Annotated in this window: 15 protein-coding genes and 4 pseudogenes; 14 read left to right on the plus strand and 5 right to left on the minus strand. The window is 68.0% G+C overall.

The window, feature by feature from the left end:
• The first annotated feature begins 439 nt into the window (after window positions 1-439).
• Window positions 440-1519, plus strand: a complete 1080-nt coding sequence (locus ACYUED_RS33590; protein ID WP_491288309.1) for a lytic polysaccharide monooxygenase — start codon at window positions 440-442, stop codon at window positions 1517-1519.
• 354 nt (window positions 1520-1873) lie between these two features.
• Here the strand turns inward: ACYUED_RS33590 and ACYUED_RS33595 are convergent, their stop codons facing one another.
• A complete protein-coding gene (locus ACYUED_RS33595; RefSeq protein ID WP_491288311.1) occupies window positions 1874-2668 on the minus strand; it encodes an acetylxylan esterase in 795 nt (264 codons plus the stop codon).
• 25 nt (window positions 2669-2693) lie between these two features.
• On the opposite strand from ACYUED_RS33595, the gene ACYUED_RS33600 reads away from it, so the two are divergent.
• A complete protein-coding gene (locus tag ACYUED_RS33600) occupies window positions 2694-3281 on the plus strand; it encodes an IS607 family transposase (protein WP_491284886.1) in 588 nt (195 codons plus the stop codon).
• Entirely contained in the window at window positions 3274-4926 is a 1653-nt protein-coding gene (locus ACYUED_RS33605) for a nuclease/transposase family protein (RefSeq protein ID WP_491288313.1), read from the plus strand. The genes ACYUED_RS33600 and ACYUED_RS33605 overlap by 8 nt, the downstream gene beginning before the upstream one ends.
• Before the next feature lie 3 nt (window positions 4927-4929).
• On the opposite strand, the pseudogene ACYUED_RS33610 reads toward ACYUED_RS33605, so the two are convergent.
• Window positions 4930-5175, minus strand: a pseudogene (locus ACYUED_RS33610) (acetylxylan esterase); the annotation flags it as partial.
• 185 nt (window positions 5176-5360) lie between these two features.
• Between ACYUED_RS33610 and ACYUED_RS33615 the strand changes: the two are divergent.
• The 3 genes and pseudogenes from ACYUED_RS33615 to ACYUED_RS33625 form a co-directional block, all read left to right on the plus strand.
• Window positions 5361-6353, plus strand: coding sequence for an ABC transporter permease (locus tag ACYUED_RS33615; RefSeq protein WP_491288315.1), 993 nt, complete (start codon window positions 5361-5363; stop codon window positions 6351-6353).
• A complete protein-coding gene (locus tag ACYUED_RS33620) occupies window positions 6347-7219 on the plus strand; it encodes a carbohydrate ABC transporter permease (RefSeq protein ID WP_491288317.1) in 873 nt (290 codons plus the stop codon). Before ACYUED_RS33615 ends, ACYUED_RS33620 begins: the two co-directional genes overlap by 7 nt.
• Before the next feature lie 54 nt (window positions 7220-7273).
• Window positions 7274-7729 (plus strand): annotated as a pseudogene (locus ACYUED_RS33625) (extracellular solute-binding protein); the annotation flags it as partial.
• On the opposite strand, the pseudogene ACYUED_RS33630 reads toward ACYUED_RS33625, so the two are convergent.
• Both ACYUED_RS33630 and ACYUED_RS33635 read right to left on the minus strand, forming a co-directional pair.
• Window positions 7712-8857 (minus strand): annotated as a pseudogene (locus tag ACYUED_RS33630) (alpha-glucuronidase); the annotation flags it as partial. The pseudogenes ACYUED_RS33625 and ACYUED_RS33630 overlap by 18 nt on opposite strands.
• Before the next feature lie 20 nt (window positions 8858-8877).
• Window positions 8878-12696, minus strand: a complete 3819-nt coding sequence (locus ACYUED_RS33635; protein ID WP_491288320.1) for a GH92 family glycosyl hydrolase — start codon at window positions 12694-12696, stop codon at window positions 8878-8880.
• A gap of 369 nt (window positions 12697-13065) precedes the next feature.
• Between ACYUED_RS33635 and ngcE the strand changes: the two genes are divergently transcribed.
• Both ngcE and ACYUED_RS33645 read left to right on the plus strand, forming a co-directional pair.
• On the plus strand, window positions 13066-14535 hold the full coding sequence (gene ngcE, locus ACYUED_RS33640) for an N-acetylglucosamine/diacetylchitobiose ABC transporter substrate-binding protein (protein ID WP_491288322.1): 1470 nt from the start codon (window positions 13066-13068) through the stop codon (window positions 14533-14535).
• A gap of 409 nt (window positions 14536-14944) precedes the next feature.
• Window positions 14945-15871: a carbohydrate ABC transporter permease gene (locus ACYUED_RS33645; protein ID WP_491288324.1), complete on the plus strand. Its 927-nt coding sequence runs from the start codon at window positions 14945-14947 to the stop codon at window positions 15869-15871.
• A gap of 66 nt (window positions 15872-15937) precedes the next feature.
• Here the strand turns inward: ACYUED_RS33645 and ACYUED_RS33650 are convergent.
• A pseudogene (locus tag ACYUED_RS33650) lies at window positions 15938-16063 on the minus strand (RNA-guided endonuclease TnpB family protein); the annotation flags it as partial.
• A 125-nt stretch (window positions 16064-16188) separates the two neighbouring features.
• Here ACYUED_RS33650 and ACYUED_RS33655 point away from each other — a divergent pair.
• From ACYUED_RS33655 to dxs, 6 genes are all read left to right on the plus strand, one after another.
• Window positions 16189-17112 (plus strand): carbohydrate ABC transporter permease, encoded by a 924-nt coding sequence (locus ACYUED_RS33655; RefSeq protein ID WP_491288326.1) that lies wholly within the window; start codon window positions 16189-16191, stop codon window positions 17110-17112.
• Window positions 17113-17295: 183 nt separating this feature from the next.
• Window positions 17296-18495 carry an ROK family transcriptional regulator gene (locus ACYUED_RS33660; RefSeq protein WP_491288328.1) on the plus strand — a complete coding sequence of 400 codons (1200 nt, stop codon included), beginning with the start codon at window positions 17296-17298 and terminating at the stop codon, window positions 18493-18495.
• Between the two features lie 133 nt (window positions 18496-18628).
• Window positions 18629-19720 carry a sugar ABC transporter substrate-binding protein gene (locus tag ACYUED_RS33665; protein ID WP_491294546.1) on the plus strand — a complete coding sequence of 364 codons (1092 nt, stop codon included), beginning with the start codon at window positions 18629-18631 and terminating at the stop codon, window positions 19718-19720.
• A gap of 250 nt (window positions 19721-19970) precedes the next feature.
• Window positions 19971-20762, plus strand: coding sequence for an ATP-binding cassette domain-containing protein (locus ACYUED_RS33670; protein WP_491288331.1), 792 nt, complete (start codon window positions 19971-19973; stop codon window positions 20760-20762).
• Window positions 20759-22075 carry a sugar ABC transporter permease gene (locus tag ACYUED_RS33675; protein ID WP_491288332.1) on the plus strand — a complete coding sequence of 439 codons (1317 nt, stop codon included), beginning with the start codon at window positions 20759-20761 and terminating at the stop codon, window positions 22073-22075. The genes ACYUED_RS33670 and ACYUED_RS33675 overlap by 4 nt, the downstream gene beginning before the upstream one ends.
• 209 nt (window positions 22076-22284) lie before the next feature.
• On the plus strand, window positions 22285-24213 hold the full coding sequence (dxs, locus tag ACYUED_RS33680) for a 1-deoxy-D-xylulose-5-phosphate synthase (RefSeq protein ID WP_491288336.1): 1929 nt from the start codon (window positions 22285-22287) through the stop codon (window positions 24211-24213).
• Window positions 24214-24233 lie beyond the last annotated feature (20 nt).

Consider the following 24233-nt stretch of genomic DNA (forward strand, 5'->3'; position numbering starts at 1 on the left):
ACGCCGAGGATGCGGCCCTCGCCGCGTCCGGGCCCGGGAGATCCCGGGCCATCACCCACGCTCAGGTGGAACACAGGGCCCGCGCTTGTCGAACCGGGCGGTGAGCGTGCCGACGGTGTGACCGTCCTCGTGAGGAAGGAGAGGTTCGCTCGGAGCCGTCGGCCGCGATGCCCTTCAGAGCGGTGCTCTGGGCGGCGGTCAGGCTCTGCGGCGGGGCGCGCGAAGGTACCGCCACCCGAGCCGGTGATGAAGCGGACGCCATTGACGGGTGCGGTAGGCGTTTACAACCGCGCCCCATGGCGCTACCTTTCCGCAACAGACGGGGTGGGAGCGCTCCCATTCAGGACGGCGGACCGGAACCCGCCGCCCGCAGGGCGCCCCCACCCCGCTCTCACCCGCACACCCGCATCCAGGGGCGTACTTGAAGGAATGACATGTCATGATCCTGACAAGAATCAAAACGCACCGACCGGCGCACCGATCAACGACCAGAGCACTCCTCTTCGTCCTCGTCTCGCTCCTCGCCGCCGTCCCCGCCTTCGCCCTCGTCGTCACGGCAGGCGGCAGGGCGGAAGCCCACGGCACCCCCATGAAGCCCGGCAGCCGCACCTTCCTGTGCTGGCAGGACGGCCTCACCGGCACCGGTGAGATCAAACCGGTCAACCCGGCCTGCAGGGCGGCTCAACAGGTCAGCGGTACCGCGCCGTTCTACAACTGGTTCTCCGTGCTGCGCTCCGACGGCGCCGGCCGCACCCGCGGCTTCGTCCCGGACGGCCAGCTGTGCAGCGGCGGGAACACCAACTTCACGGGCTTCAACGCGCCGCGCAACGACTGGCCGCTCACCCATCTCACCTCGGGCGCGACCGTCGACTTCTCGTACAACGCCTGGGCGGCGCACCCGGGTTGGTTCCACGTCTACATCACCAAGGACGGCTTCGACCCGACCAAGCCGCTCACCTGGAACGACATGGAGGACGCCCCGTTCCTCACGGTCGACCACCCGCCGCTCAACGGCACCCCGGGCACGGTCGAGGCCAACTACTCCTGGACGGGGCAGCTTCCCGCCAACAAGTCGGGCCGCCACATCATCTACATGGTCTGGCAGCGTTCGGACAGCACGGAGACCTTCTACTCCTGCTCCGACGTCGTCTTCGACGGCGGCAACGGCGAGGTCACGGGCATCCACGACCCCGGCAACCCGACCGACCCCGTACCGGGCAAGTGCGAGGCCGTCCGCAGGACCACCGGCAGCTGGAGCGGCGGCTACCAGTCAGAGGTGACCGTCACCAACACCGGCGACGTCCCGATGCTGGGCTGGATGGTCGACTTGACGCTGCCGGGCGGCCGGAAGGCCGACAGCCTGTGGAACGGCAACGCGACCTACAACGGCCAGGACGTGATGGTCCACAACGCGGACTGGAACGGTTCGCTGGATCCGGGCAAGAGCACGACCTTCGGATACGTCGTCGCGGGCGACGGCGGCGACACGGCGACGAGCCTGCCCTGCCAGGTCGGCTGAATCGCCACTCAGGGCGGACCCGGTGGTGGTGGGTCGGTCCACCGGGTCCGCGAGCCGGAGCAGGCCAGGGGAGTACCTGCCCCGGATGGTGCTGGCTTGTGGCGAACGCCGATACGACAACAACGTTGTCGAATAGTCTGCGCAAGACTCTACCGCCTCAACCGACAACGCTGTCAAACCAGTTGACGTGGGTTGGCGCGTTCACAGGGGATGCAGTGGCCGGTTCGGGTGCCCGTTCACGTCTACGCCACCGGGCCGTTCGCGGCACCGGAGGGCACGGCTGTCGCGAGCGCGGGACTGCCGGCGAACACGGACCTGCACGTGCTCGCCTTCAAGGCCGGCCGACCATGGGAACTAGGCGTCCAACACCTCATGCAACCAGGTGAGTTGGCGGCGTACGTGCACCGCGTCGCCGCCCTCGTGGCCGTTGTACGGATAGGAGTGGATCTCCCTGCGCGGGTCGGCGTCCGTCCGCTCCGCGTAGCGGTTGAAGGCGGCGTACGCACCGCTCGGCGGGCATACGGTGTCGCGCAGGCCGACCCCGAAGTGGGCCGGGGCGTGGGCGCGCCGGGCGAAGGAGATCCCCTCCAGGTAGGAGAGCGTGCGGTACGCGGCCGCCTCGGCGCCCCGGTGGACGGCGAGGTAGGCCGCGATCTCCCCGTAGGGACTCGCGTCGGTGAGGTCCAGCGCGCGCCGGATGCCGCACAGGAAGGGGGCGGTGACCAGCACCGCCGCCAGATCCGGGACCAGTCCCGCGACGGCGAGGGCGAGCCCGCCGCCCTGGCTGTTGCCGACGGCGGCGGTCCGAGCCGCGTCCACACCCGGGAGCGCGCGTATCGCGGCCACCGCGCGGACCGCGTCCGTGATCAGTCGGCGGTGGTGGTGGTCCCGCGGGGCGAGCAGGCCGCGTACCGCCGGGCCCGGGCCGCCCGCCGTGGCACAGGACTGCGGGTCGAGGGTGTCGCCACCGCAGCCGTACTGGTCGCCCTGGCCGCGGTTGTCCATGAGCAGATGCGCGTATCCGGCGTTCACCCAGGTCAGCCGCTCATGCGGGAGACCCCGGCCGCGGCCGTACCCCGCGAACTCGACGACCGCGGGGAGGGGTGGCCAACTGCTGGCCGCGGAAGGTTGTTGAGTGTGCGTAACCATGAGGGAGTGGTGGCGTTATCAGCATATGAACCTGACGGAGTGGGCGCGGGCGCAGGGGGTGAACCCGCATACGGCGTATCGCTGGTTTCGTGAGGGCGCCTTGCCGGTGCCCGCGCGCCGGGTGGGGCCGCGCACGATCCTGGTGAACATCGAAGCGAACGCCTCACCCTCGGTGACCGGTGGTGTAGGTCTGTATGCCCGCGTCTCCTCGCACGATCGGAAGCCGGACCTGGAGCGGCAGACCGCTCGCCTGTCGGCATGGGCGGCGGAGGCGGGACAGAAGGTTGTGCGGATCGAGTCCGAGATCGCCTCGGGTGTGAACGGCTGCCGCGCGAAGGTGAAGCGGCTGCTGGCCGATCCGGCGGTGACCACGGTCGTGGTCGAGCACAAGGACCGCCTCGGGCGGATGAACGTGGAGCTGATCGAGGCCGCCCTGTCCGCGACCGGCCGCCGACTGGTCGTCCTCGATGACGGCGAAGTCGAAGACGACGAAGACGACCTGGTCCGGGACATGGTGGAGGTACTGACGTCGTTCTGCGCCCGCCTGTACGGCCGTCGGTCGGCGAAGAACCGGGCGAGGAAGGCTCTCGAAGCGGCGGCCGGCGATGAGTGAGCCGAAGAAGAAGAAGAAGCAGCTCCGCACCATCGACGCACCGTTCGTCGCGCCCGGGCCGTCCGGGGTGGCGATACGCGACCGCCTCAAGCACCTCACCGACGTGGACGACAAGGTGTTGCGGCTGGTCGGTGAACACCTCGGACGCCTCGCCTCGCTGGACCTCAAGAACCGCTGCGCCGACGGCCTGGACCACGACAGCGACACGTGGGCCGCCCGCAAGCAGGGCCTGACGGCCGGCTCCTCGTCCCGGTGGGCCGGTTCGATCACGAAGGCCACTCACGATCAGTGGGCGCTGTCCCGCCGCTGTCAGCTCGCCCACATCCAAGGGCTTGAGGCCGGTGTGCGGACGCTGATGCACCGACTGGCGCAGCCGATCGGGGAGAAAGGCACCAAGCGGGCACCCGGCGGATACCGCAGTCGGGGCGAGTGGTGCCACAAGTCCCGCCGTCTGGCGACCCTGGAACACCGCCTCGATGTCGCCCGCGTGGAGCGTGAGGCCGGTGTCGTGCACGTCGTGCGCGGCGGCCGGCGCCTGCTGGGCAACCGCAACAACCTCCAGGATGCGCAGCTCAGCGAGGCCCAGTGGCGCCGGCGCTGGGAAGCCGAACGCTGGTTCCTCGCTGCTGACGGCGAGTCCGGCAAGCGGTACGGGAACGAGACGATCCGCGTCACCCCCGATGGCGAGGTCTCCATCAAGCTGCCCGCACCACTGGCCCATCTGGCCAACGGCAAGTTCGGCCGGTACGTCCTCTCCTGCAGGGTCCAGTTCCAGCACCGGGGCGCGCAGTGGCGCGACCGCGTCGAAGCCAACCGTGCTGTCGCCTACCGCATCCACCTCGATGTGGAGCGCGGGCGCTGGTACATCACCGCCTCGTGGACGAAGCCCGTGGTGAAGACGGTCCCGTTGGAGACAGCCCGCGCCCAGGGCATGGTCGGCGTCGATACGAACGCTGACCACTTCGCCGCCTACCGGCTCGACCGCAACGGCAACCCGGTCGGCGACCCGAAGCGGTTCTTCTACGACCTGTCCGGCACCGCCGACCACCGCGACGCGCAGATCCGGCACGCCATCAGCCGGCTGCTGCACTGGGCCAACCGGTGCGGCGTCAAGGCGATCGGTATCGAGAACCTGGACTTCACCGCCGAGAAGACCCGCGAGAAGCACGGCCGCAAGAAGCGGTTCCGGCAGCTCATCTCCGGCATCCCGACAGGCAAGCTCAAGGCCCGTCTGGTGTCCATGGCCGCCGAGCACGGCCTGTCGATCGTCGCGGTCGACCCGGCGTACACGTCGATGTGGGGCGACCAGCATTGGCGTAAGCCCCTGGCCGGCAAGACTCGCAAGATGTCCCGGCACGACGCCGCGAGCGTCGCGATCGGGCGACGCGCCCTCGGGCACCCGATCCGGCGACGGACGGCACCGCCCCCGCAGCACCAGAGCGATGCTGTGGGGCATCGGACCGCCCAGGCCGGACCAGGCGCACGAGGGCATGAGGGAACCCGCCCACCCGTCACGGAGCGTGCACACGATGCACGCAGCCGGACGGGGACACAGCGAACGCGGGAGACCAGCGCATCCAACACCGTTCGGGATCCGCGCAGTTCCAGGAGCTGGCAGCAAATGTCACTCCTGAACACTGTTTAGGAACGGTTCGGAGGTTCCTGCCGGGCGGCTGAACCAGGCGCGCACCGGATCCCCCGCGAACCCCCGGAAGGTCACGTCCCAGGTCTCGGTGAGCCGTAGCCCGGTCTCCACCGGACGTACGGACATCAACGGGTCCCACTGGCCTGCCTCCTTGAGGGTGTCGCGCCAGAACTCGTCGAAGTCGGCGGGCTCCTGGAGTTCCGGGCGGTGGCTCTCCAGGTCTCTGAGCGGCAGGTCGAACGCGGGCAACGTGGCCTCCGATTGTTGCGCCTACAGGGCAGAATGTTTCGGTCCCCCTGGCTCCTTCCAGTGGCAACCTCCTCAACAGGCCTTCCCCGTCAGTCCCATTGACAGCCATTACACCCGCCCCTAACCTCGCCGCAAAGTTGCCGGTTCGACTCCGAAACTTTCGGTTCCAAGGGGAGGGTCACCGTATGAGCACCCCCGCCACATCGACTCCACCGCCCGGTACACAGGAGCCACCGCCGGCGAAGGTCCCACCCCGCCGCGGGCGGTCGCCTGCGCGCACCGGCCGGCGGCGGGCGCTGCGTCGCGACTGGCAGCTGTACTCGCTGGCCGTGCTGCCGCTGCTGTTCTTCCTGGTCTTCCGCTATCTGCCGATGATCGGCAACGTGATCGCCTTCCGCCGGTTCGAGCCGGGCGGCTCGATCTTCGGCGAGGAGTGGGTGGGGCTGCGCTATGTGCGCATGTTCCTCACCGACCCGACCTTCTGGCAGGTGTTCCGCAACACGTTGTGGCTCGGCGGGCTCACGCTGGTCTTCTGCTTCCCGATCCCGATCGTGCTGGCGCTGCTGCTCAACGAGGTGCGGCGGCACTCCCTGAAACGGTTCGTGCAGTCGGTGTCGTATCTGCCGCACTTCCTGTCGATCGTGATCGTCGCGGGTATCACGACGCAGATGCTCGCCACGGACGGCCCGGTCAACCACATCCTGGGCTGGTTCGGCCACGATCCGATCCGCTTCATCCAGGAACCGGCGTGGTTCCGCACCATCTACGTCGGCTCCGAGATCTGGCAGACCGCCGGCTGGGGCACGATCCTCTACCTCGCCGCGCTCACCACCATCGACGAGGACCTGTACGAGGCCGCCCGCATCGACGGCGCGAGCCGCTGGCGGCAGACCTGGCACGTCACGCTGCCCGGTATCCGCCCCACCATGATCACGCTGCTGATCCTCAACGTCGGCACGTTCATGGCGGTCGGCTTCGAGAAGGTCCTGCTGCTGTACAACCCGTTGACCTATCCGAGCGCCGACGTGATCTCGACGTACGTCTACCGGGCCGGCGTCGAGTCCAGCAGCTTCAGCTACGCCGCCGCCATCGGTCTGTTCGAGGCGGTCATCGGCCTGGTCCTCATCACCTCCGCCAACCAGCTCTCGCGCCGGACAGTGGGGACCAGCCTGTGGTGAGACCGAGCCGTCAGTACCGGGTCTTCCAGGGCGTCAACGGCGTCGTCCTCACCCTCGTCGTGGTCGTGACCCTCTACCCCTTCGTCAACATCCTCGCGAGGTCCTTCAGCGGGGAGCGACAGGTCCGGGCCGGCGACGTCACGCTGTGGCCCAAGGGCTTCAACCTCACCACGTACAGGATCCTCTTCCACGACTCGATGTTCTGGCGGAACTACGGCAACACCGTGTTCTACACCGCCGTGTCCACCGCCGTGGCCATGGTCCTGACGACGTGTTACGCCTACGTCCTGTCGAAGAAGCACCTCAAGGGGCGCACCGCGCTCATCGGCGCCGCCGTGTTCACCATGTTCTTCACCGGCGGCCTGATCCCGAACTACGTCCTGGTCACCAGCCTCGGCCTGAAGAACAGCGTGTGGGCGATCGCGCTCCCGAACGCCATCAGCGTGTTCAACCTCCTGGTGATGAAGGCCTTCTTCGAGAGTATGCCGACCGAACTGGAGGAGGCCGCGCAGATCGACGGCCTGAGCACCTACGGCATTCTGCTCAGGATCGTGCTGCCGCTGTCGAAGGCGGTCGTCGCGACGATGGTGCTCTTCTACTCGGTGTCCTTCTGGAACTCCTGGTTCAGCGCCTTCCTCTACATGGACAGCTCGGACCTGATGCCGGTCACCGTCTATCTGCGCAACCTCATCGCGGGCGCCACCACCGGCAGCAACGCCGGCGCCACCACCGAGCAGCTCAGCCAGGTCGGAGCCACCATCCAGGCGGTGGGCATCGTCCTCACCGCGCTGCCGATCGTCTGCGTGTACCCCTTCGTCCAGCGCTACTTCGTCTCGGGCGTGATGCTCGGCGCGGTCAAGGGCTGATCCCGCAACTCATTTCAACTCACCTCAACTCACTTATGTAACAAGGGAGTTCCCGTGCAGAACGCAGGAGAGCTGTCACGGCGTCAGATCCTCGCCGCCGCCGGTTTCGTCGGTCTCGCCACCCTCACCGGCTGTGGCAGCGGCGACGGGGGAGGGGACTCCAAGGACCTGTCGAAGAAGCAGAACGGCGCTATGAAGGACTTCCGCGCCGGCCGGCGGTTCAAGGCCGCCAAGCCGTTGTCCTTCTCGATGCTGCACAACGACAACCCGGTCTACCCGCTCAAGAGCAGCTGGCTGTTCTGGAAGGAGGTCACCAAGCGCACCGGCATCACCATCAAGCCGCTCGACGTGCCCCTCGCCGACTACGAGAAGAAGCGCAGCGTCCTCATCGGCGCGGGCGACGCCCCCTTCCTGATCCCCAAGACCTACCACCCCTCCGAGGTCGCCTTCGTCTCCTCCGGCGCGATCCTCCCGGTCAGCGACTACGCGCACCTCCTGCGTGGCCTGCAGCTCCACCGCGAGAGCGGTATGTGACATAGCACTGATCAGCGGCGACACCGGCTCCCGTACCTGGAAGTCCATCGGCCCGTGCTTCACCTGGAGCACCGCGTTCGGGGCGAGCTCCCCGTCCAGCGGCACGAAATGGTCGTAGGCGGCACGCGCCCGGTCCGTCCTGCGGTCCCGCCAGTCCTGGCAGTGGTCGTAGACGAACGCCCGCCAGTGCACGGTGCCGCCGTGCGGGGCGAGCGCGGCGGCCAGCATGTTCGCGCCGTCCGCGTGACTGCGGCCGTACGCGAAGGGCCCGGGCTGCGCCTCCGAGTCCGCCTTCACGACGTATCCGCCGAAGTCGGGGATCGCCTCGTACACCCGCGCGGTCGCCTCGGCCCACCACTCCCGTACGCCTTCGTCGAGCGGGTCGGCCGTTTCCAGCCCGCCGAGCACCACCGGCGCGGCGAAGGTGACCGACAGGTGGGTGCGGATACCGTACGGCCTCAACACCCCTGCCAGGACGGTGATTTCGTCGATCCGGTCGGTCAGCAGATGCGCTTCGGTCTCGTGCACGTTGACGTTGTTCACGGCCACGGCGTTGATCCCGCAGGCCGCCAGCAGCCTGCCGTAGGCCGACACCCGGTCCAGGTCCCCGCGGGCGCGCCCGTCCGCCCAGAACAGCGACCCGCCGGCATAGCCGCGCTCGACCTGGCCCATGACCGGGTGCACGGCCACGTTGTCCCAGTGGTCCAGCATCCGCACCGGCAGAGCCGGGCGGTGGGTCTCGCGCCGCCTCCCACCGCGGAACGCGTCCTCGCCGAGCCGTACGACATGGAACAGGCCGTACAGCAGCCCCCGGCCGCCGGACGCGGTGACCCTCGCACGGCCGTCACCGCGCTCGTGGGTGAAAGCCTCCGAGAAGTCCTCGCCGGTCAGCTCCAGTACGAGGTCGAACGGCCCGGCGGCCGCGTCACGCTCGACGCGGCCCCCGAACCGTTCACAGGCCCTTGCCGCTTCCCCGTGCACCGTGTCCACCAGCGGACCCGATCCGCGGATGAGCGTCCGCCGGGTGCCGATCGGCCGGAACGCCTCGTCCGGCAGCCAGGCCGGATCGACGCCCTTGGGCAGGACGGGCACGGGAAACGACATCAGACCCCCAACTCGACTGCTCAGGCGAGCAGTTCGACCTCCGACACCACCGCCTCGCCGTCGAGGACCAGACGGTACTTCCCGTACGTACCCGGGGACCCCACGGTGAACGCGCGCGTCTGCCGGTCCCATGGGAAGGACTCGCCGGACCGCTCGTCGAGGGTCTGCCAGGTGGTGCCGTCGCCGTCCGAGCCCTGGAGCGTCCATCCCGTCGGCGCCTTCGTACGGTCGGCGGCCGAAGTCACCGTGTACTGGAGCCCTTTGACCGGCCCGGCGACCGGCAGGTCCACGGAGGTCACGGTCGCTTCCGTCGCCGAGGTGTTGTCGAACAGCGGCCCGTCACCCTTCAGCACGTCCGTTCGCGGCGTCGGCACCCTGTCGTCCTGGGTGATCGACACCGGCGCCGCGTTCCTGCCGGTGCCCCAGGACGAGGGCTTCGATCCCATGTCGAACTCAAGGACCCCGCCCTGCGACAGCAGCGAGTGCGGAAGGGAAGTCGACGTCCACGTACGGCCGTTGACCCGCAGACCACGCACGTACACGTTCCTCGCGCTGTTCCTCGGTGCCTTGACGACCAGGTCCTCGCCGTTCTCCAGATGCACCGTCGCCTTCTTGAACAGCGGGGAGCCGATCGCGTACTCGCCGCTGCCCATCACCAGCGGATAGAAGCCGAGCGAGGAGAACAGGTACCAGGCCGACTGCTCGCCGTTGTCCTCGTCGCCGTGGTAGCCCTGCCCGATCTCGCTGCCGGTGTACAGGCGGGAGAGCACCTCACGGACGTTCTTCTGCGCCTTGTACGGCTCGCCCGCCGCGTCGTACATGTAGGTGACGTGGTGGGCGACCTGGTTGGAGTGCCCGTACTGGCCCATCCGGACGTCCCGCGCCTCGGTCATCTCGTGGATGACACCGCCGTAGGAGCCGACGAAGTCCGGGGACGCCGTCTCCGGGGTGGCGAAGTACTCGTCGAGCTTGTCCGCGAGCCCCTTGCGGCCTCCGTACAGGTTGGCCAGGCCCCGGCTGTCCTGCGGGGCGGTGAAGGCGTAGCCCCAGCCGTCGGTCTCCGTGTAGTCGTAGCCCCAGACGCGCGGGTCGTACTGGGCGGAGTCCACGCGCCAGTCGCCCCCCGCGTCCTTGCCCTGGAAGAAGCCCGCCTTGGAGTCGAAGAGGTTCACATAGTCCTGGGCCCGGTTGAGGAAGTACTCCGACTCCTCCTTGTAGTGCCGCTCGCCCGTCCTCTTGTAGAGGGCCCGGCCCATCCGTGCGATGCCGTAGTCGTTGACGTAGCCCTCCATCGCCCATGACAGGCCCTCGCCCGTGTCCGTGCTCGTGTAGCCGAGGAAGGGCGAGGTCGCCATGCCCTTGCGGCCCACGCCCGACTCCGGGGGCACGACCGTGGCGTTCTTCAGCGCCGCGTCGTACGCCGCCTTCGCGTCGAAGTTCACGCCCTTGACGTACGCGTCCGCGAAGGCCACGTCCGAGGAGGTGCCGGTCATCAGGTCCGCGTAGCCGGGGGAGGACCAGCGCGAGGTCCAGCCGCCGTCCTTGTACTGCTGCACGAACCCGTCGACCATCTCGCCCGCCTGAGAGGGCGTCAGGAAGGAGTACGCGGGCCAGGTGGTCCGATAGGTGTCCCAGAAGCCGTTGTTGACGTACACCTTGCCGTCCACGATCTTCGCGCCGGTGTGGGTCGGGGTGTCAGGACCCGGCATCGGGGAGAACGGCGAGGCGTACTGGTCCTTCGAACCGACCTTCTCGAAGCCGGAGTTGGGGTACAGGTACAGCCGGTACATGCTGGAGTACAGCGTCGTCAGCTGGTCCGGCGTGGCGCCCTCGACCTCGACCTTGCCGAGCAGCCGGTCCCAGATCCGCTGGGCGCGATGCCTGACGGTGTCGAAGGACGTGCCGTCCGGGATCTCCCGGCGGAGGTTGTCCCTGGCCTGGTCGACGCTGATGAGCGAGGTGGCCAGGCGGAGGGTGACGGTGTGGTCGTCGCCCGAGTCGAAGCGCAGATACCCCTTGACCCCGCTGGACGACCCGTCCGTCACCTTCCTGTCGAACACGCCGTACACGAACAGCCGGGTCGCGCCCGTCGACAGCCCGGACTTCACGTCCGAGTAGCCGGTGACGACCCCGTTGTCCTTGTCGAGGGTGAGCCCCGCCTGCTCCGTCACGTTGTCGAAGACGACACTCGCGTCGTCGCCCGGGTAGGTGAAGCGGAGTGCCGCCGCGTGGTCGGTCGGGGCCATCTCGGCCTTGAGACCGTTCTCGAAGCGCACCCCGTAGTAGTACGGCCGCGCGGTCTCGTTCTCGTGCCGGAAGGCCAGCTCCCGCGCCTGACGGCCGGTGTCCGGGGTGCCGGACGCGGCGGACGGCATCACCTGGAAGGTCTGCCGGTCGCCCATCCAGGGGCTCGGCTCGTGGCTCGCGCTGAAGGCCTGGATCGTCGGCAGGTTGTCGTCGTTGTTCGCGCGTGCGTAGTCGTACAGCCAGCTCAGCGAGGAGGCGTTGGTCACCGGCGTCCAGAAGTTGAAGCCGTGCGGCACGGCGGTCGCGGGGAAGTTGTTGCCGCGCGAGAAGCCGCCGCTGGAGTTGGTGCCGCGGGTGGTGAGGGCGTGGTCGGACAGATGGGCTCTCGGCTTTCCGGGCGCCACGCTCCTGATCGAGACGTCGTCCAGCCAGCCGCGGAACTCCGCCGGGCCCCTGAGGGAGTCGTACGCCACCAGGATCCGGTCGACGGTCCTGCCGGCCGCGACGGACCCGATCCGTGAGGCGACGTTGTTCCACTGGTTGACGTAGAGGGTCTTGGCCGCGCCCTGCGCCTGCGGCGAGAGCCCGAAGCCGTGCTCGTCACTCGCGCCCAGGCCGCTCAGGTAGGTGCCGTCCGTGAAGGCCAGGTCGACGGAGACGTTCGTGGCGTCGTAGTCCCGGTCGCCGTCCGCCATGGACGGGAAGATCCGGTACGACAGCCGGGTGTCCCGGCCGACGGCCACGTTCACGTCGAAGATCTTGTTGTACGAGTACGCCCGCCCGTCGGCGGTGTGCCGACCGGCGTAGCGCAGGGCTCTCTTTCCGGTGAATCCGGCGCCCGCCTTCGCGGTGGGCGACCCGCTCGGGCCGCGGTCGACCAGCGAGAGCATGTCCTGCGGCACCGGGCCGCCGCTGCCGCCCGTGGAGAACTGCACGTCGGCGAGTTGCAGGATGTCGTCGGCGCCGTTGTTCTTCGTGATGTCGAGCCGGAAGTGCTGGTACTCGGCGGGCTCGGCCAGGTCGTAGGACTTCGTCCGGAAGCGCTCGGAGAAGGACTCGCCGGAGCGGCTGTCGAGGGTCTTCCAGTCCTTGCCGTCGGTGGAGCCCTGCAGGGTCCAGTCCTTCGGGTCGCGCTCGGCGGCGTCGTTCGCCGAGGTGAGCGCGTACGTCACGAGCCTGACCGGCTTGTCCAGGTCGAACTCGGCCCAGCCGGTGGGCGCGAACGTCAGCCACTTGGTGCCGGACTCGCCGTCGACGAGGTTCTCCTTCACCTCGCCGCCGCCCGTGTTCTCGGCACTGGCCCGCACGCCCGTCACCTGGTCGGTGACGTTGCCCGGGATGCCGCTGCTGTAGCCGCCGTCTACGCCGGAGGCACGCTTGCCTCCGTCCGGCGCCGTGTCGACCGTGTTCAGCCAGTCCGGCGCCGGGTCACCCGCCTCGAACGAGGACGCGAACCCCTTCTCGGCGGCCTTCGCCTTCGCCGGCAGCGCGGTAGCCGCCCCCTGCGATCCGATCGCCAGGGCAAAGGCGGCCGCGAACACGACCGCCGGACCCCAGCTGTGCCCCCATCTGTGCCGAGCTCTGTGCCGCATACGCCAGCACCCTCCCTGCGCTCATTCGGACAACGTTGTCAACTTCGACGCGCAGAGACCAGTAGCGGGCCAAGTGGCCAATGGTGTCAAGGGTGTTGCCTGTGGCATTCGGGGCCTATGTCGCGGATTTTTCCGGCAAGGTGGCCACAGGCGCCTCATATTTCCTGGAGGTCTCAACTCGGATAAGACCATTGGCCAACCTTGCATTCGATCTTGCTCCGTTGGCGGGAAGTGGACTATACCTGTCGGCGATTCACCCGATCCGTTCTTCACGATCCGCACTTCCTGCACGACCCTGCTTGACCTGACCGCGGTGCCGGGGAGGATCCGGTTCACCGCCTGAGTCCTGGAGAAGGCGAGGACTTGAGCATGGGATCCACTTCCGCCGAGAACACCGGCGCGGAAAACAACGGCGCACGAGGTGTCGGCCGCCGCGATCTGATCAAGCGGTCGGCCGCGCTCGGACTGATCTCCGTACCCACGATGAGCTTCCTGTCGGCGTGTGCCAGCAGCGGCGGCGGCGACGGCGGCGACAAGGCCAAGGCGGGCAAGAAGACCGCCAAGAACCCGCTGGGCGTCAACGACACCGCCGGCATGGAGTTCGTCCTCTTCGACGGCGGCTTCGGCAAGGAGTACGCCCAGGACGCCGTGAAGATCTACGAGAAGAACTTCCCGAAGGTGAAGGTGAAGTTCTCCGCGACCCAGAAGATCCAGTCCACCCTGCAGCCCCGCTTCAACCAGGGCACCCCGCCGGACCTGATCGACAACTCCGGCGCCGAGCAGATGGACATGGGCGTCCTGGTCGGCAAGAAGCAGCTCGCCGACCTCACCCCGCTGCTGGACGCCCCGTCCTTCGACGACCCGAACAAGAAGGTCCGCGACACGCTGCGCCCCGGCATCGTGGAGATGGGCCAGTTCGACGGCGACCCGGTCTGGATCATGTACTACGCCTACACGGTGTACGGCGTCTGGTACTCGCAGAAGGCCCTGGACTCGCTCGACGCGGAGTATCCCAAGACCTGGGACGAGATGCTCGCCGTGTGCGAGAAGGCCAAGAAGAAGGGCATGGCGGGCTGGACGTACGCGGGCAAGTACCCGTACTACATCCCCTTCTCGCTCTACCCCATGATCGGCAAGGTCGGCGGCCGCGAGGTCCTCGACGCCATCGACAACCTTGAGCCGAACGCCTGGAAGCACCCGGCCGTCAAGGCGTGTTTCGACGCCTACTACGAGCTGTACAAGAAGGGCTACATCCTCAAGGGCACCCCCGGCCTGGACCACATCCAGTCGCAGACCGCGTGGGCCAAGGGCAAGGCGCTGTTCATCCCGAACGGCTCCTGGGTGGAGAACGAGTCGGCGAACGTCATCCCCAAGGACTTCAACCTCGCCGTCTCCGCGCCCACCGGCATCGACAGCTCCGACAAGCTGCCCTTCGGCACGATCTGGGCGTCCGGCGGTGAGCCGTTCATCGTGCCGGCCAAGGCGAAGAACCCCGAGGGCGGCATGGAGCAGCTGCGCATCATGCTCAGCGAGGCGTCCTCGAAGAACTTCACCAGCAAGGTGAAGTCGCTGACGGCGTACAACGGCGGCACCTCCGGGATCTCCCTGACCCCGGGCCTCACCTCCGGTGTCGCGGCGCTCAAGCTCGCCGGCCAGAACGTGCTGAATCCGCGGCTGCAGGACTGGTACGTGCAGTTGCAGAAGGAGCAGATCGGTGTCGCGGGCCTCGGCGAGATGATGGCCGGGCGGGCGACTCCGGCCGAGACCATCAAGAAGATCCAGGGCTTCGCCGACGCGGCCGCCAAGGACACGTCGATCAAGCACTACAAGCACCAGTGAGGTCCGTCACCAGCGGCACTAACCGCCCAGAGATCCGGGGGGTTGGCAATTGCTCAGTGGGGAGCGTGTATGAGGATGTTTTAACTCGATCGCGTGATGGTCGGCTCGCGGGCTTGTGGTGGCCTGGGCGGGGCGGGCTAGGGTCGCTGTGCGATCTGGGACGCCGGGTGCGGTGCCAGCGTGCGGGGCCCCTTTGCCACCAGCGAGATGGTTCAGGGCCTCCCCGTCGCCTCTGGCCGCATCCACATGGCTAGGTCGTGAGGGACTCCGTCCTTCCGGGATCGGACCACGGACACGATCCGTGTCGCCGCCCGGAAGTGAAAGCGGACGACCAGTGCGCCCAAGACCGCTCGGGGCGTGCCAGTGCACGGGCTCACTCCCGCTCACTGCCCAGGAACGGTAGGTAGTAATGCAGCACGGCAAGTACCGGTTCATCGTGGGGTTCCTTGCGGCACCCCTGGGGTTGTACGCGCTTTTCGTCGTCTGGCCGTTCGTCCAGTCCATCTACTACTCGTTCACGGACTGGACCGGCCTGAGTCCCGAATTCAAGATGGTCGGCTTCGACAACTACAGACGGATGCTCGACGACGACATCTTCTGGAAGTCGTTGCAGCACAGTCTGCTGTTCGCGTTGGTGCTGCCGGTGGTGACGATCAGCCTGGCCTTGTTCTTCGCTTTCATGATCAATGTGGGCGGACGGAGAAGGAAGGGCGGCCCGGTGATCTCCGGAGTCCGGGGCTCTTCCTTCTACAAGATCGTCTATTTCTTCCCGCAGGTGCTCTCGATCGCGATCGTCGCCCTGTTGTTCGCCTTCGCGTACAACCCGGACAGCGGCGCGATCAACTCCCTGCTGCGCGGGATCGGGCTCGACAGCATCCAGCCGCTCTGGCTGGGTGATCCGAGCCTTGCCCTGTGGTGCGTGATGGCCGTGCTCGTCTGGTCCACCGTCGGCTTCTTCGTGGTCCTCTTCTCCGCCGGTATGGCCTCCATCCCGGCGGACCTGTACGAGGCCGCGCTGCTGGACGGCGCGAACCGCGTCAGCACGTTCTTCCGGATCACCCTGCCGCTGCTGTGGGACACCGTGCAGTCCGGCTGGGTCTACATGGGCATCCTCGCGCTGGGCGCCGAGTCGTTCGCGGTCGTACAGATCATGACGACCGGGCCGGGCGGTCCCGACTACTCGACCACCGTCATGGTCCTGTACGTGTACCAGAAGGCGTTCCGTGACGGTCAGGCCGCCTACGCCACCACCATCGGCGTCGCCCTGCTCGTCGTCACGCTGGCCTTCGCGGCCCTCGTGATGCGGCTGGGTCGGCGCGAGCGGCTGGAGTACTGACCAGTTGCCTTCCTCCCCCTCCTGTGAAGGAGGGGATTCCTACGGCTCACGCCGTGGGGTTTCCTGCTACGTCGCCGATTGCCCGCCCGGAGTGCTCCGTTGAGGTCTTACACCGGCTCCACAGGCCGACGCCGCCAGTCCGGCGGCCAGGAGGTTGTTCGCCGCGTTCACGTCCCGGTCGTGGGTCGTGCCGCGGTTGTCGCATGGGGTCGGAGGACGTCGGCTCGTCCTGGCGGTGATCCGGCTGCTCCCGCTCCGCTCCGCAGGAGCCCGTTTCCCAACGGCCTGAAGGCCAAGGTGTCCACGGAGGAACCCCGATGAAGACGACCGAGACCTCCGCCCCCGTACCGGCCGAGTCCGGCGCCGGTGTCAGCAAGGCCGAGACGGCGGCCACCACCTCCGCGAAGGAGAAGAAGGAGGGCAACGTCCTCAACGTCTTCTCCCACGGGATGCTCATCCTCTGGGCGTTCATGGTCGTCATGCCGCTGCTGTGGGCCGTGATGACGTCCTTCAAGGACGACAACTCCATCTTCAGCTCGCCCTGGTCGCTGCCCGACAAGCTGCACTTCGACAACTGGGCGCGGGCCTGGACCGACGCCAACATGAGCGACTACTTCCTCAACACCATCCTGGTGGTGGCGGGCTCGCTCATCGGCACCCTGGTGCTGGGCTCGATGGCGGCGTACGTGCTCGCCAGGTTCGACTTCCCGGGCAACCGCTTCATCTACTACCTGTTCATCGGCGGCATGAGCTTCCCGATCATGCTGGCGCTGGTCCCGCTGTTCTACGTCGTGAACAACATGGGCCTCCTGAACACCATCCACGGTCTGATCCTCGTCTACATCGCCTACTCGCTGCCCTTCACGGTCTTCTTCCTGACCGCGTTCTTCCGCACCCTGCCGACCTCGGTGGCGGAGGCGGCCTTCGTCGACGGGGCCTCGCACAGCCGGACGTTCTTCCAGATCATGCTGCCGATGGCCAAGCCCGGCCTGATCAGCGTGGGGATCTTCAACTTCCTCGGCCAGTGGAACCAGTACATGCTGCCGACGGTGCTCAACACCGACCCGGACAAGCGGGTGCTGACCCAGGGGCTGGTGCAGCTCGCGGCCAGCCAGGGCTACAAGGGCGACTGGTCCGGCCTCTTCGCAGGCCTGGTGATGGCGATGCTGCCGGTGCTGGTGGCGTACATCGTCTTCCAGCGCCAGGTGGTGCAGGGGCTGACCGCGGGGGCGCTCAAGTAGCAGCCGGGCCGCTTGTGGCCGCGCCGCCCCCGGTTCCCGGGGGCGGCGCTCACGTATGTGTACAGAGACCTCGATACGGTTCAACCTCTTGACGGGAGGTGACCCGAACGGCTCAGCTTAGAGTTCACTAGTTGGACATAGAGGGGGCCCCATCGAAAGCGGTCCCGCGCGCAGGAGGTCGTCGTGGAGACTCCGGGGTCGCAGTCGTCACTGCACCGAGCCAACCTCGAACGGGTCGTACGGGCCGTACGGCTGGCCGGGTCGCTCACGCAGGCGGAGATCGCCAGGACCACAGGGCTGTCCGCCGCGACCGTCTCCAACATCGTCCGCGAGCTCAAGGACGGCGGAACAGTCGAGGTCACGCCCACTTCGGCGGGTGGACGCAGGGCCCGCAGCGTCTCCCTGAGCGGGGACGCCGGCATTGTCATCGGCGTGGACTTCGGGCATACGCATCTGCGCGTGGCGGTCGGCAACCTCGCCCACCAGGTGCTGGCCGAGGAGTCCGAGCCGCTGGACGTCGACGCCTCCTCGACGCAGGGCTTCGACCGGGCGGAAGAGCTGGTCAATCGCCTGATTGCAGCAACGGGCGTCGACCGGTCCAAGGTCGCCGGTGTGGGTGTCGGCGTGCCCGGCCCGATCGACGTGGAGTCCGGCAGCCTCGGTTCGACCGCCATCCTGCCGGGCTGGACCGGCACGAAGCCGGCCGAGGAACTGCGCGATCGGCTCGGCGTGCCCGTGCACGTGGACAACGACGCCAACCTGGGCGCCCTCGGTGAGCTGGTCTGGGGCAGCGGCAGGGGCGTCCGCGACCTCGCCTACATCAAGGTCGCGAGCGGTGTCGGTGCCGGCCTCGTGATCGACGGAAAGATCTACCGCGGCCCGGGTGGTACAGCGGGAGAAATCGGTCATATTACTCTTGACGAGTCCGGCCCTGTCTGCCGCTGTGGAAATCGGGGCTGCCTGGAGACCTTCGCGGCCGCGCGCTATGTGCTGCCGCTCCTCCAGTCCAGTCACGGGACCGACCTGACGATGGAAGGCGTCGTGCGGCTGGCCAGGGACGGAGACCCGGGTTGTCGTCGGGTGATCGCCGACGTCGGCCGACATATCGGCAGTGGAGTCGCCAATCTCTGCAATTTGTTGAACCCGAGCAGGGTGGTCCTGGGCGGTGATCTCGCCGAGGCCGGTGAGCTGGTGCTCGGGCCGATAAGGGAGTCTGTCGGCCGCTACGCGATCCCCAGCGCGGCGCGTCATCTCTCCGTTCTCCCGGGGGCACTTGGGGGCCGTGCGGAGGTGCTTGGAGCGCTTGCTCTCGCACTCAGCGAGATGGGCGATTCGACCCTTTTGGACGGCACACTCGCTTCGGCGACACCTGCCTTCACTTAGAGAACGGATGGCACCGTTGCCATCTCGTTAAGGATTTACTTCTTGACGTCGCACGTGTGGCCGAGTTGACTTCCAGCCACCTCGGCCGCACCGTCGCGGCCTCGTCAGGGAGGTTTCTCAAGTGAACACGCTCATGCGCCGCGCAGCCGTGACCGTCGTGGTCTCGGCGCTCGCTGTCTCGGCCGCCGCCTGTGGCAAGGCCGGAGACAAGAAGGACAGCGGTTCCAGCGCCAGCTCCGGCAGCGGCAGCAAGTCGATCGGCCTGCTCCTGCCCGACAGCGTCACCACGCGGTACGAGAAGTTCGACAAGCCGTACTTCCAGGCAAAGGTCAAGGAGCTGTGCAGCGACTGCACCGTCTCCTATGCCAACGCCAACGCCGACCCGGCCAAGCAGGCTCAGCAGATGAGCAGCATGGTCACCAAGGGCGTCAAGGTCATCGTGGTTTCCGCCCAGGACGCCGCCGCCATCAAGTCCTCCATCCAGTCCGCGGTGGACAAGGGCGTCAAGGTCGTCGCGTACGACCGTCTGGCCCAGGGCCCGGTCTCCGCGTACGTCTCCTTCGACAACGTCAAGGTCGGCGAGCTCCAGGGCCAGGCGCTGCTCGACGCGCTCGGCTCCAAGGCGACCACCAGCTCGAACGTCGTCATGATCAACGGTGACGACGCCGACCCGAACGCCGCCCAGTTCAAGCAGGGCGCGCACAAGATCCTCGACGGCAAGGTCAAGATCGCCTACGAGCAGTCGGGCCTGTGGAAGGACACGGTCGCCGCGCAGAAGATGTCCGCGGCCATCACCCAGCTCGGCGCCAAGAAGATCGCCGGTGTCTACGCCGCCAACGACGGCATGGCCGGTGGTATCTCCAACACCCTCAAGGGCGCCGGCATCAGCGGCATCCCGCTGACGGGTCAGGACGCCGAGCTCGCCGCCATCCAGCGGATCGTCGCCGGCAGCCAGTCCGCCACGGTCTACAAGGCCTACAAGCCCGAGGCCGACAACGCCGCCGAGCTCGCGGTCGACCTGCTCCAGGGCAAGGACATCAAGTCCCTGGCCGACACCACGGTCACCAGCGGCTCCGGTGACAAGGTCCAGGCCAAGCTGCTGGTGCCGGTCTCGGTGACCGTGAAGAACATCAAGGACACGGTCGTCAAGGACGGTCTCTACACCGTCGCCCAGATCTGCACCCCGACCTACGCCGCCGCGTGCAAGAAGGCCGGCCTGCAGTAAGAGGCGCCCGCGCCCCGGGGCGGGGTCCCTCGCGGACACGCCCCGACGGCGGCGGGCACAGAGCCTGTCCGGCGCTCGCCGCGCCTACCAACCCCGCTGCGGGGCGGGCGCCGGACAGAAACACCGCGCACACACCCGTTGCCAAGAGGCACCGGCGACGTGCAATTTCGTCCTATACGACAGTGCTCACAGCACATCCCTCCGCGCCCTACCCCAAGCGCGGTACCCCGCCGGTCAGGCGGCGAAGGAGATGGTTCACGTGTCCGCTACGCCTGTGTTGGCGTTGCGCGGAGTCTCCAAGCGATTCGGTGCGGTGCAGGCACTCACCGAGGTCGAACTGGAGGTCCACGCCGGAGAAGTGGTCGCCCTGGTCGGCGACAACGGCGCCGGAAAGTCCACGCTGGTCAAGACGATCGCCGGTGTGCATCCCATCGATGAGGGCGTCATCGAGTGGGACGGCAAGCCGGTCAGCATCACCCGGCCGCACGACGCACAGGGACTCGGTGTCGCGACGGTCTACCAGGACCTCGCGCTCTGCGACAACCTCGACGTGGTCGGCAACCTCTACCTCGGACGCGAGCTGCTGCACCGCGGCGTCATCGACGAGGTCACGATGGAGAAGAAGGCGCGCGAACTGCTGAGCACGCTCTCCATCCGCATCCCGAGCGTGCGCATCCCGATCGCCAGCCTCTCCGGCGGTCAGCGTCAGGTCGTCGCCATCGCGCGCGCCCTGATCGGCGACCCCAAGGTCGTCATCCTCGACGAGCCCACCGCGGCACTCGGCGTCGAGCAGACCGCGCAGGTCCTCGACCTCGTCGAGCGGCTGCGCGAGCAGAACCTCGCCGTCATCCTCATCAGCCACAACATGGCCGACGTGAAGGCCGTCGCCGACACCGTCGCCGTGCTGCGGCTGGGCAGGAACAACGGTTCCTTCTCGGTGAAGAACACCAGTCAGGAAGAGATCATCTCCGCGATCACCGGCGCCACGGACAACGCCGTGACCCGTCGTGCGGGGCGTCGCAGCACGGAGGCGGCACAGTGAGCGACACATCGAAGGTTTCCAAGGCGGACGCCGAGGCGCGGACGGTGGCCGCGGCCACCGACGACCCCACGGCCGCGTCGATCGCCACGGTGGACCCCCGTCTGCTGGTCCGCGAAGAGGGCTTCAAGGGCTACTGGACGGAGTTCACGCGCAAGGTCAAGGGCGGTGAGCTGGGCTCGCTGCCGGTGGTGGTCGGCCTGATCGTCATCTGGACGATCTTCCAGCTGCAGAACGACCGCTTCCTCAGCGCCGACAACGTCTCGAACATCAGCTACTACATGTCGGCCACCGGCATGCTCGCCATCGGCCTGGTGTTCGTCCTGCTGCTCGGCGAGATCGACCTGTCGGTCGGTTCGGTCAGCGGTCTGGGCTCCACCCTGTTCGCGGTGTTCGTGGTGTCACACGGCATGAACCCGTGGCTGTCGCTGGTCCTGGCGGTCCTCACCGGTATCGGTATCGGCGCGCTGCAGGGCTGGTTCTTCGCGAAGATCGGCGTACCCGCCTTCGTGGTCACCCTGGCCGGCTTCCTCGGCTGGAACGGCCTGATGCTGTGGCTGCTGGGCTCCAGCGGCACCATCAACATCCCGTCCGACTCCGGTCCGGTCCACCTGCTCGGCCAGAGCTCGTTCTTCATGGACCAGGCCATCATCGGCGCCTACCTGCTGGCCGGCCTCGGCGTGGTGCTGATGCTCGTCGGCAACTTCAGCGAGCAGCGCCGCCGCAAGGCCGCGGGTGTGCCGTTCCGGCCGACCGCCGAGATCCTGGTGCGCGTCGGCGCGCTGGCGATCGCGTCCTTCGTCGCCGCGGCCGTGCTGAACAACGCGGCCGGTGTCTCCAATGCGCTGGTGATCTTCCTGGCGGCACTGGTGGTCGTGGACTTCGTGCTGCGTCGTACGACGTACGGCCGCAAGGTGTTCGCGGTCGGCGGTGGCATCGAGGCGGCCCGCCGTGCCGGTATCAACGTGCCGCTGATCCGCATCACCGTGTTCGCCATCTCCGGTGGCTTCGCGGCGATCGGCGGTATGTTCTTCGCCGGCCAGACCGCGAGCGCGACGCTGAGCGCCGGTGGCGGCAACACCCTGATGCTCGCCATCGCCGCGGCGGTCATCGGCGGTACGTCGCTGTTCGGCGGCCGGGGCTCGGTCTGGTCCGCCCTGCTGGGCATGCTGGTCATCCAGTCGATCCAGACCGGCCTGGACCTGCTCAACATGAACACGTCCATCCAGTACATGATCACCGGCGCGGTCCTGCTGGGCGCCGTGGTCATCGACTCCGTGTCCCGCAGGAGCCAGAAGGCGGCCGGCCGCGCCTAGCACGGCCTCGCGAATCTGTGCCCGGCACCCGTGGCGGTGCCGGGCACAGTCATGTCGTGGGACTCGTACGACTCGTAGGACGGCCCGATCATGGGTACAGCCGATCGCGTGACGTATCACGCACCGCCCGGGCGTCGGCCGCAAAGGCGGAACATTAGACTCGACAAGCCCGGCAACAGCTCGATCAGCTCTACTGCAAGGAGGCACGGGTGCCGCTGCTGACCCGCATCAGGGGACCGCGCGATCTGGACCGGCTCAGCCTGGAGCAGCTGGACCAGCTGGCGGAGGAGATCCGGACCTTCCTCGTCGACGCGGTCTCCAAGACCGGCGGCCACCTCGGCCCCAATCTCGGTGTGGTCGAGCTGACCATCGCCCTGCACCGTGTCTTCGAGTCCCCGAAGGACAGGGTGCTGTGGGACACCGGCCACCAGTCCTATGTGCACAAGCTGCTCACCGGCCGTCAGGACTTCTCGAAGCTGAAGATGAAGGGCGGCCTGTCCGGCTACCCCTCGCAGGCCGAGTCCGAGCACGACGTCATCGAGAACAGCCACGCCTCCACGGTGCTCGGCTGGGCCGACGGCCTGGCGAAGGCGAACGAGATCCTCGACCGCGACGACCACGTGGTCGCCGTGATCGGTGACGGTGCGCTGACCGGCGGCATGGCCTGGGAGGCCCTCAACAACATCGCCGCCGCCAAGGACCGGCCCCTCGTCATCGTCGTCAACGACAACGAGCGGTCGTACGCACCGACCATCGGCGGGCTCGCCAACCACCTCGCGACGCTTCGTACGACCGACGGCTACGAGCGCTTCCTGGCCCGCGGCAAGGACCTCCTGGAGCGCACTCCGGTGGTCGGCAGGCCCCTCTACGAGACCCTGCACGGGGCGAAGAAGGGTCTCAAGGACTTCATCGCGCCGCAGGGCATGTTCGAGGACCTGGGTCTGAAGTACGTCGGCCCGATCGACGGCCACGACATCGAGGCCCTGGAGTCGGCGCTGGCGCGCGCCAAGCGGTTCGGCGGCCCGGTCATCGTGCACTGCCTCACCGAGAAGGGCCGCGGCTACCAGCCCGCCCTCCAGGACGAGGCCGACCGCTTCCACGGCATCGGCCCCATCCACCCCGACACGGGCCTGCCGATCAAGGCCTCGGGCGCCGACTGGACGTCGGTCTTCGGCGACGAGATGGTCAAGCTCGGCAAGGAGCGCGGGGATGTCGTGGCCATCACGGCGGCGATGCTGCAGCCGGTCGGACTGAAGAAGTTCGCCGACTCCTTCCCGGAGCGGATCTACGACGTCGGCATCGCGGAGCAGCACGCCGCGGTGTCGGCGGCGGGCCTCGCCACCGGCGGACTGCACCCGGTCTTCGCCGTCTACGCCACCTTCCTCAACCGTGCCTTCGACCAGGTCCTGATGGACGTTGCGCTGCACAAGTGCGGGGTCACCTTCGTCCTGGACCGGGCCGGCGTCACCGGCACCGACGGCGCCTCCCACAACGGCATGTGGGACATGTCGATCCTGCAGGTCGTGCCCGGCCTCAGGCTCGCCGCCCCGCGCGACGCCGACCAGGTCCGCGCCCAGCTGCGCGAGGCCGTCGAGGTCAAGGACGCGCCGACCGTGGTCCGCTTCTCCAAGGGCGCCGTCGGCCCCGCCGTACCCGCCGTGGGACGCGTGGGCGGCATGGACGTCCTGCGCGAGCCGGGGACGGACACGCCCGACGTGCTCCTCGTCTCCGTGGGCGCTCTGGCTCCCATGTGCCTGGAGATCGCCTCCCTGCTCGACAAGCAGGGCATCTCCACCACCGTCGTCGACCCGCGCTGGGTCAAGCCCGTCGACGAGGCCATGGCCCCTCTCGCGGAGCGGCACCGCGTGGTCGTCACCGTCGAGGACAACTCCCGCGTCGGCGGCGTCGGTTCGGCGATCGCGCAGGCCCTGCGCGACGGGGGCGTCGACGTACCGCTGCGCGACTTCGGCATCCCGCCGCGCTTCCTCGACCACGCCGCCCGCGCCGAGGTCATGGCGGAGATCGGCCTCACGGCCCCGGACATCGCCCGCCAGGTCACCGGCCTCGTCTCCAAGCTGGACGGCAGGTTCGACCGTACGGCGACCGGCGTCGATTCGGTGGAGCCCGCGCGCGACTGATATCGCCGGATGGGCCGCTT

Source organism: Streptomyces sp. DF42 (genome assembly GCF_058267695.1).

Coding starts and splice junctions, on each gene's coding strand:
- ACYUED_RS33645 (WP_491288324.1), top strand. CDS start 14,945: ATGCAGCACGGCAAGTACCGGTTCATCGTGGGGTTCCTTGCGGCACCC.
- ACYUED_RS33670 (WP_491288331.1), top strand. CDS start 19,971: ATGGTTCACGTGTCCGCTACGCCTGTGTTGGCGTTGCGCGGAGTCTCC.
- ACYUED_RS33605 (WP_491288313.1), top strand. CDS start 3,274: ATGAGTGAGCCGAAGAAGAAGAAGAAGCAGCTCCGCACCATCGACGCA.
- ACYUED_RS33615 (WP_491288315.1), top strand. CDS start 5,361: ATGAGCACCCCCGCCACATCGACTCCACCGCCCGGTACACAGGAGCCA.
- ACYUED_RS33600 (WP_491284886.1), top strand. CDS start 2,694: ATGAACCTGACGGAGTGGGCGCGGGCGCAGGGGGTGAACCCGCATACG.
- ACYUED_RS33590 (WP_491288309.1), top strand. CDS start 440: ATGATCCTGACAAGAATCAAAACGCACCGACCGGCGCACCGATCAACG.
- ACYUED_RS33595 (WP_491288311.1), bottom strand. CDS start 2,668: ATGGTTACGCACACTCAACAACCTTCCGCGGCCAGCAGTTGGCCACCC.
- ACYUED_RS33635 (WP_491288320.1), bottom strand. CDS start 12,696: ATGCGGCACAGAGCTCGGCACAGATGGGGGCACAGCTGGGGTCCGGCG.
- ACYUED_RS33655 (WP_491288326.1), top strand. CDS start 16,189: ATGAAGACGACCGAGACCTCCGCCCCCGTACCGGCCGAGTCCGGCGCC.
- ACYUED_RS33665 (WP_491294546.1), top strand. CDS start 18,629: ATGCGCCGCGCAGCCGTGACCGTCGTGGTCTCGGCGCTCGCTGTCTCG.
- ngcE (WP_491288322.1), top strand. CDS start 13,066: ATGGGATCCACTTCCGCCGAGAACACCGGCGCGGAAAACAACGGCGCA.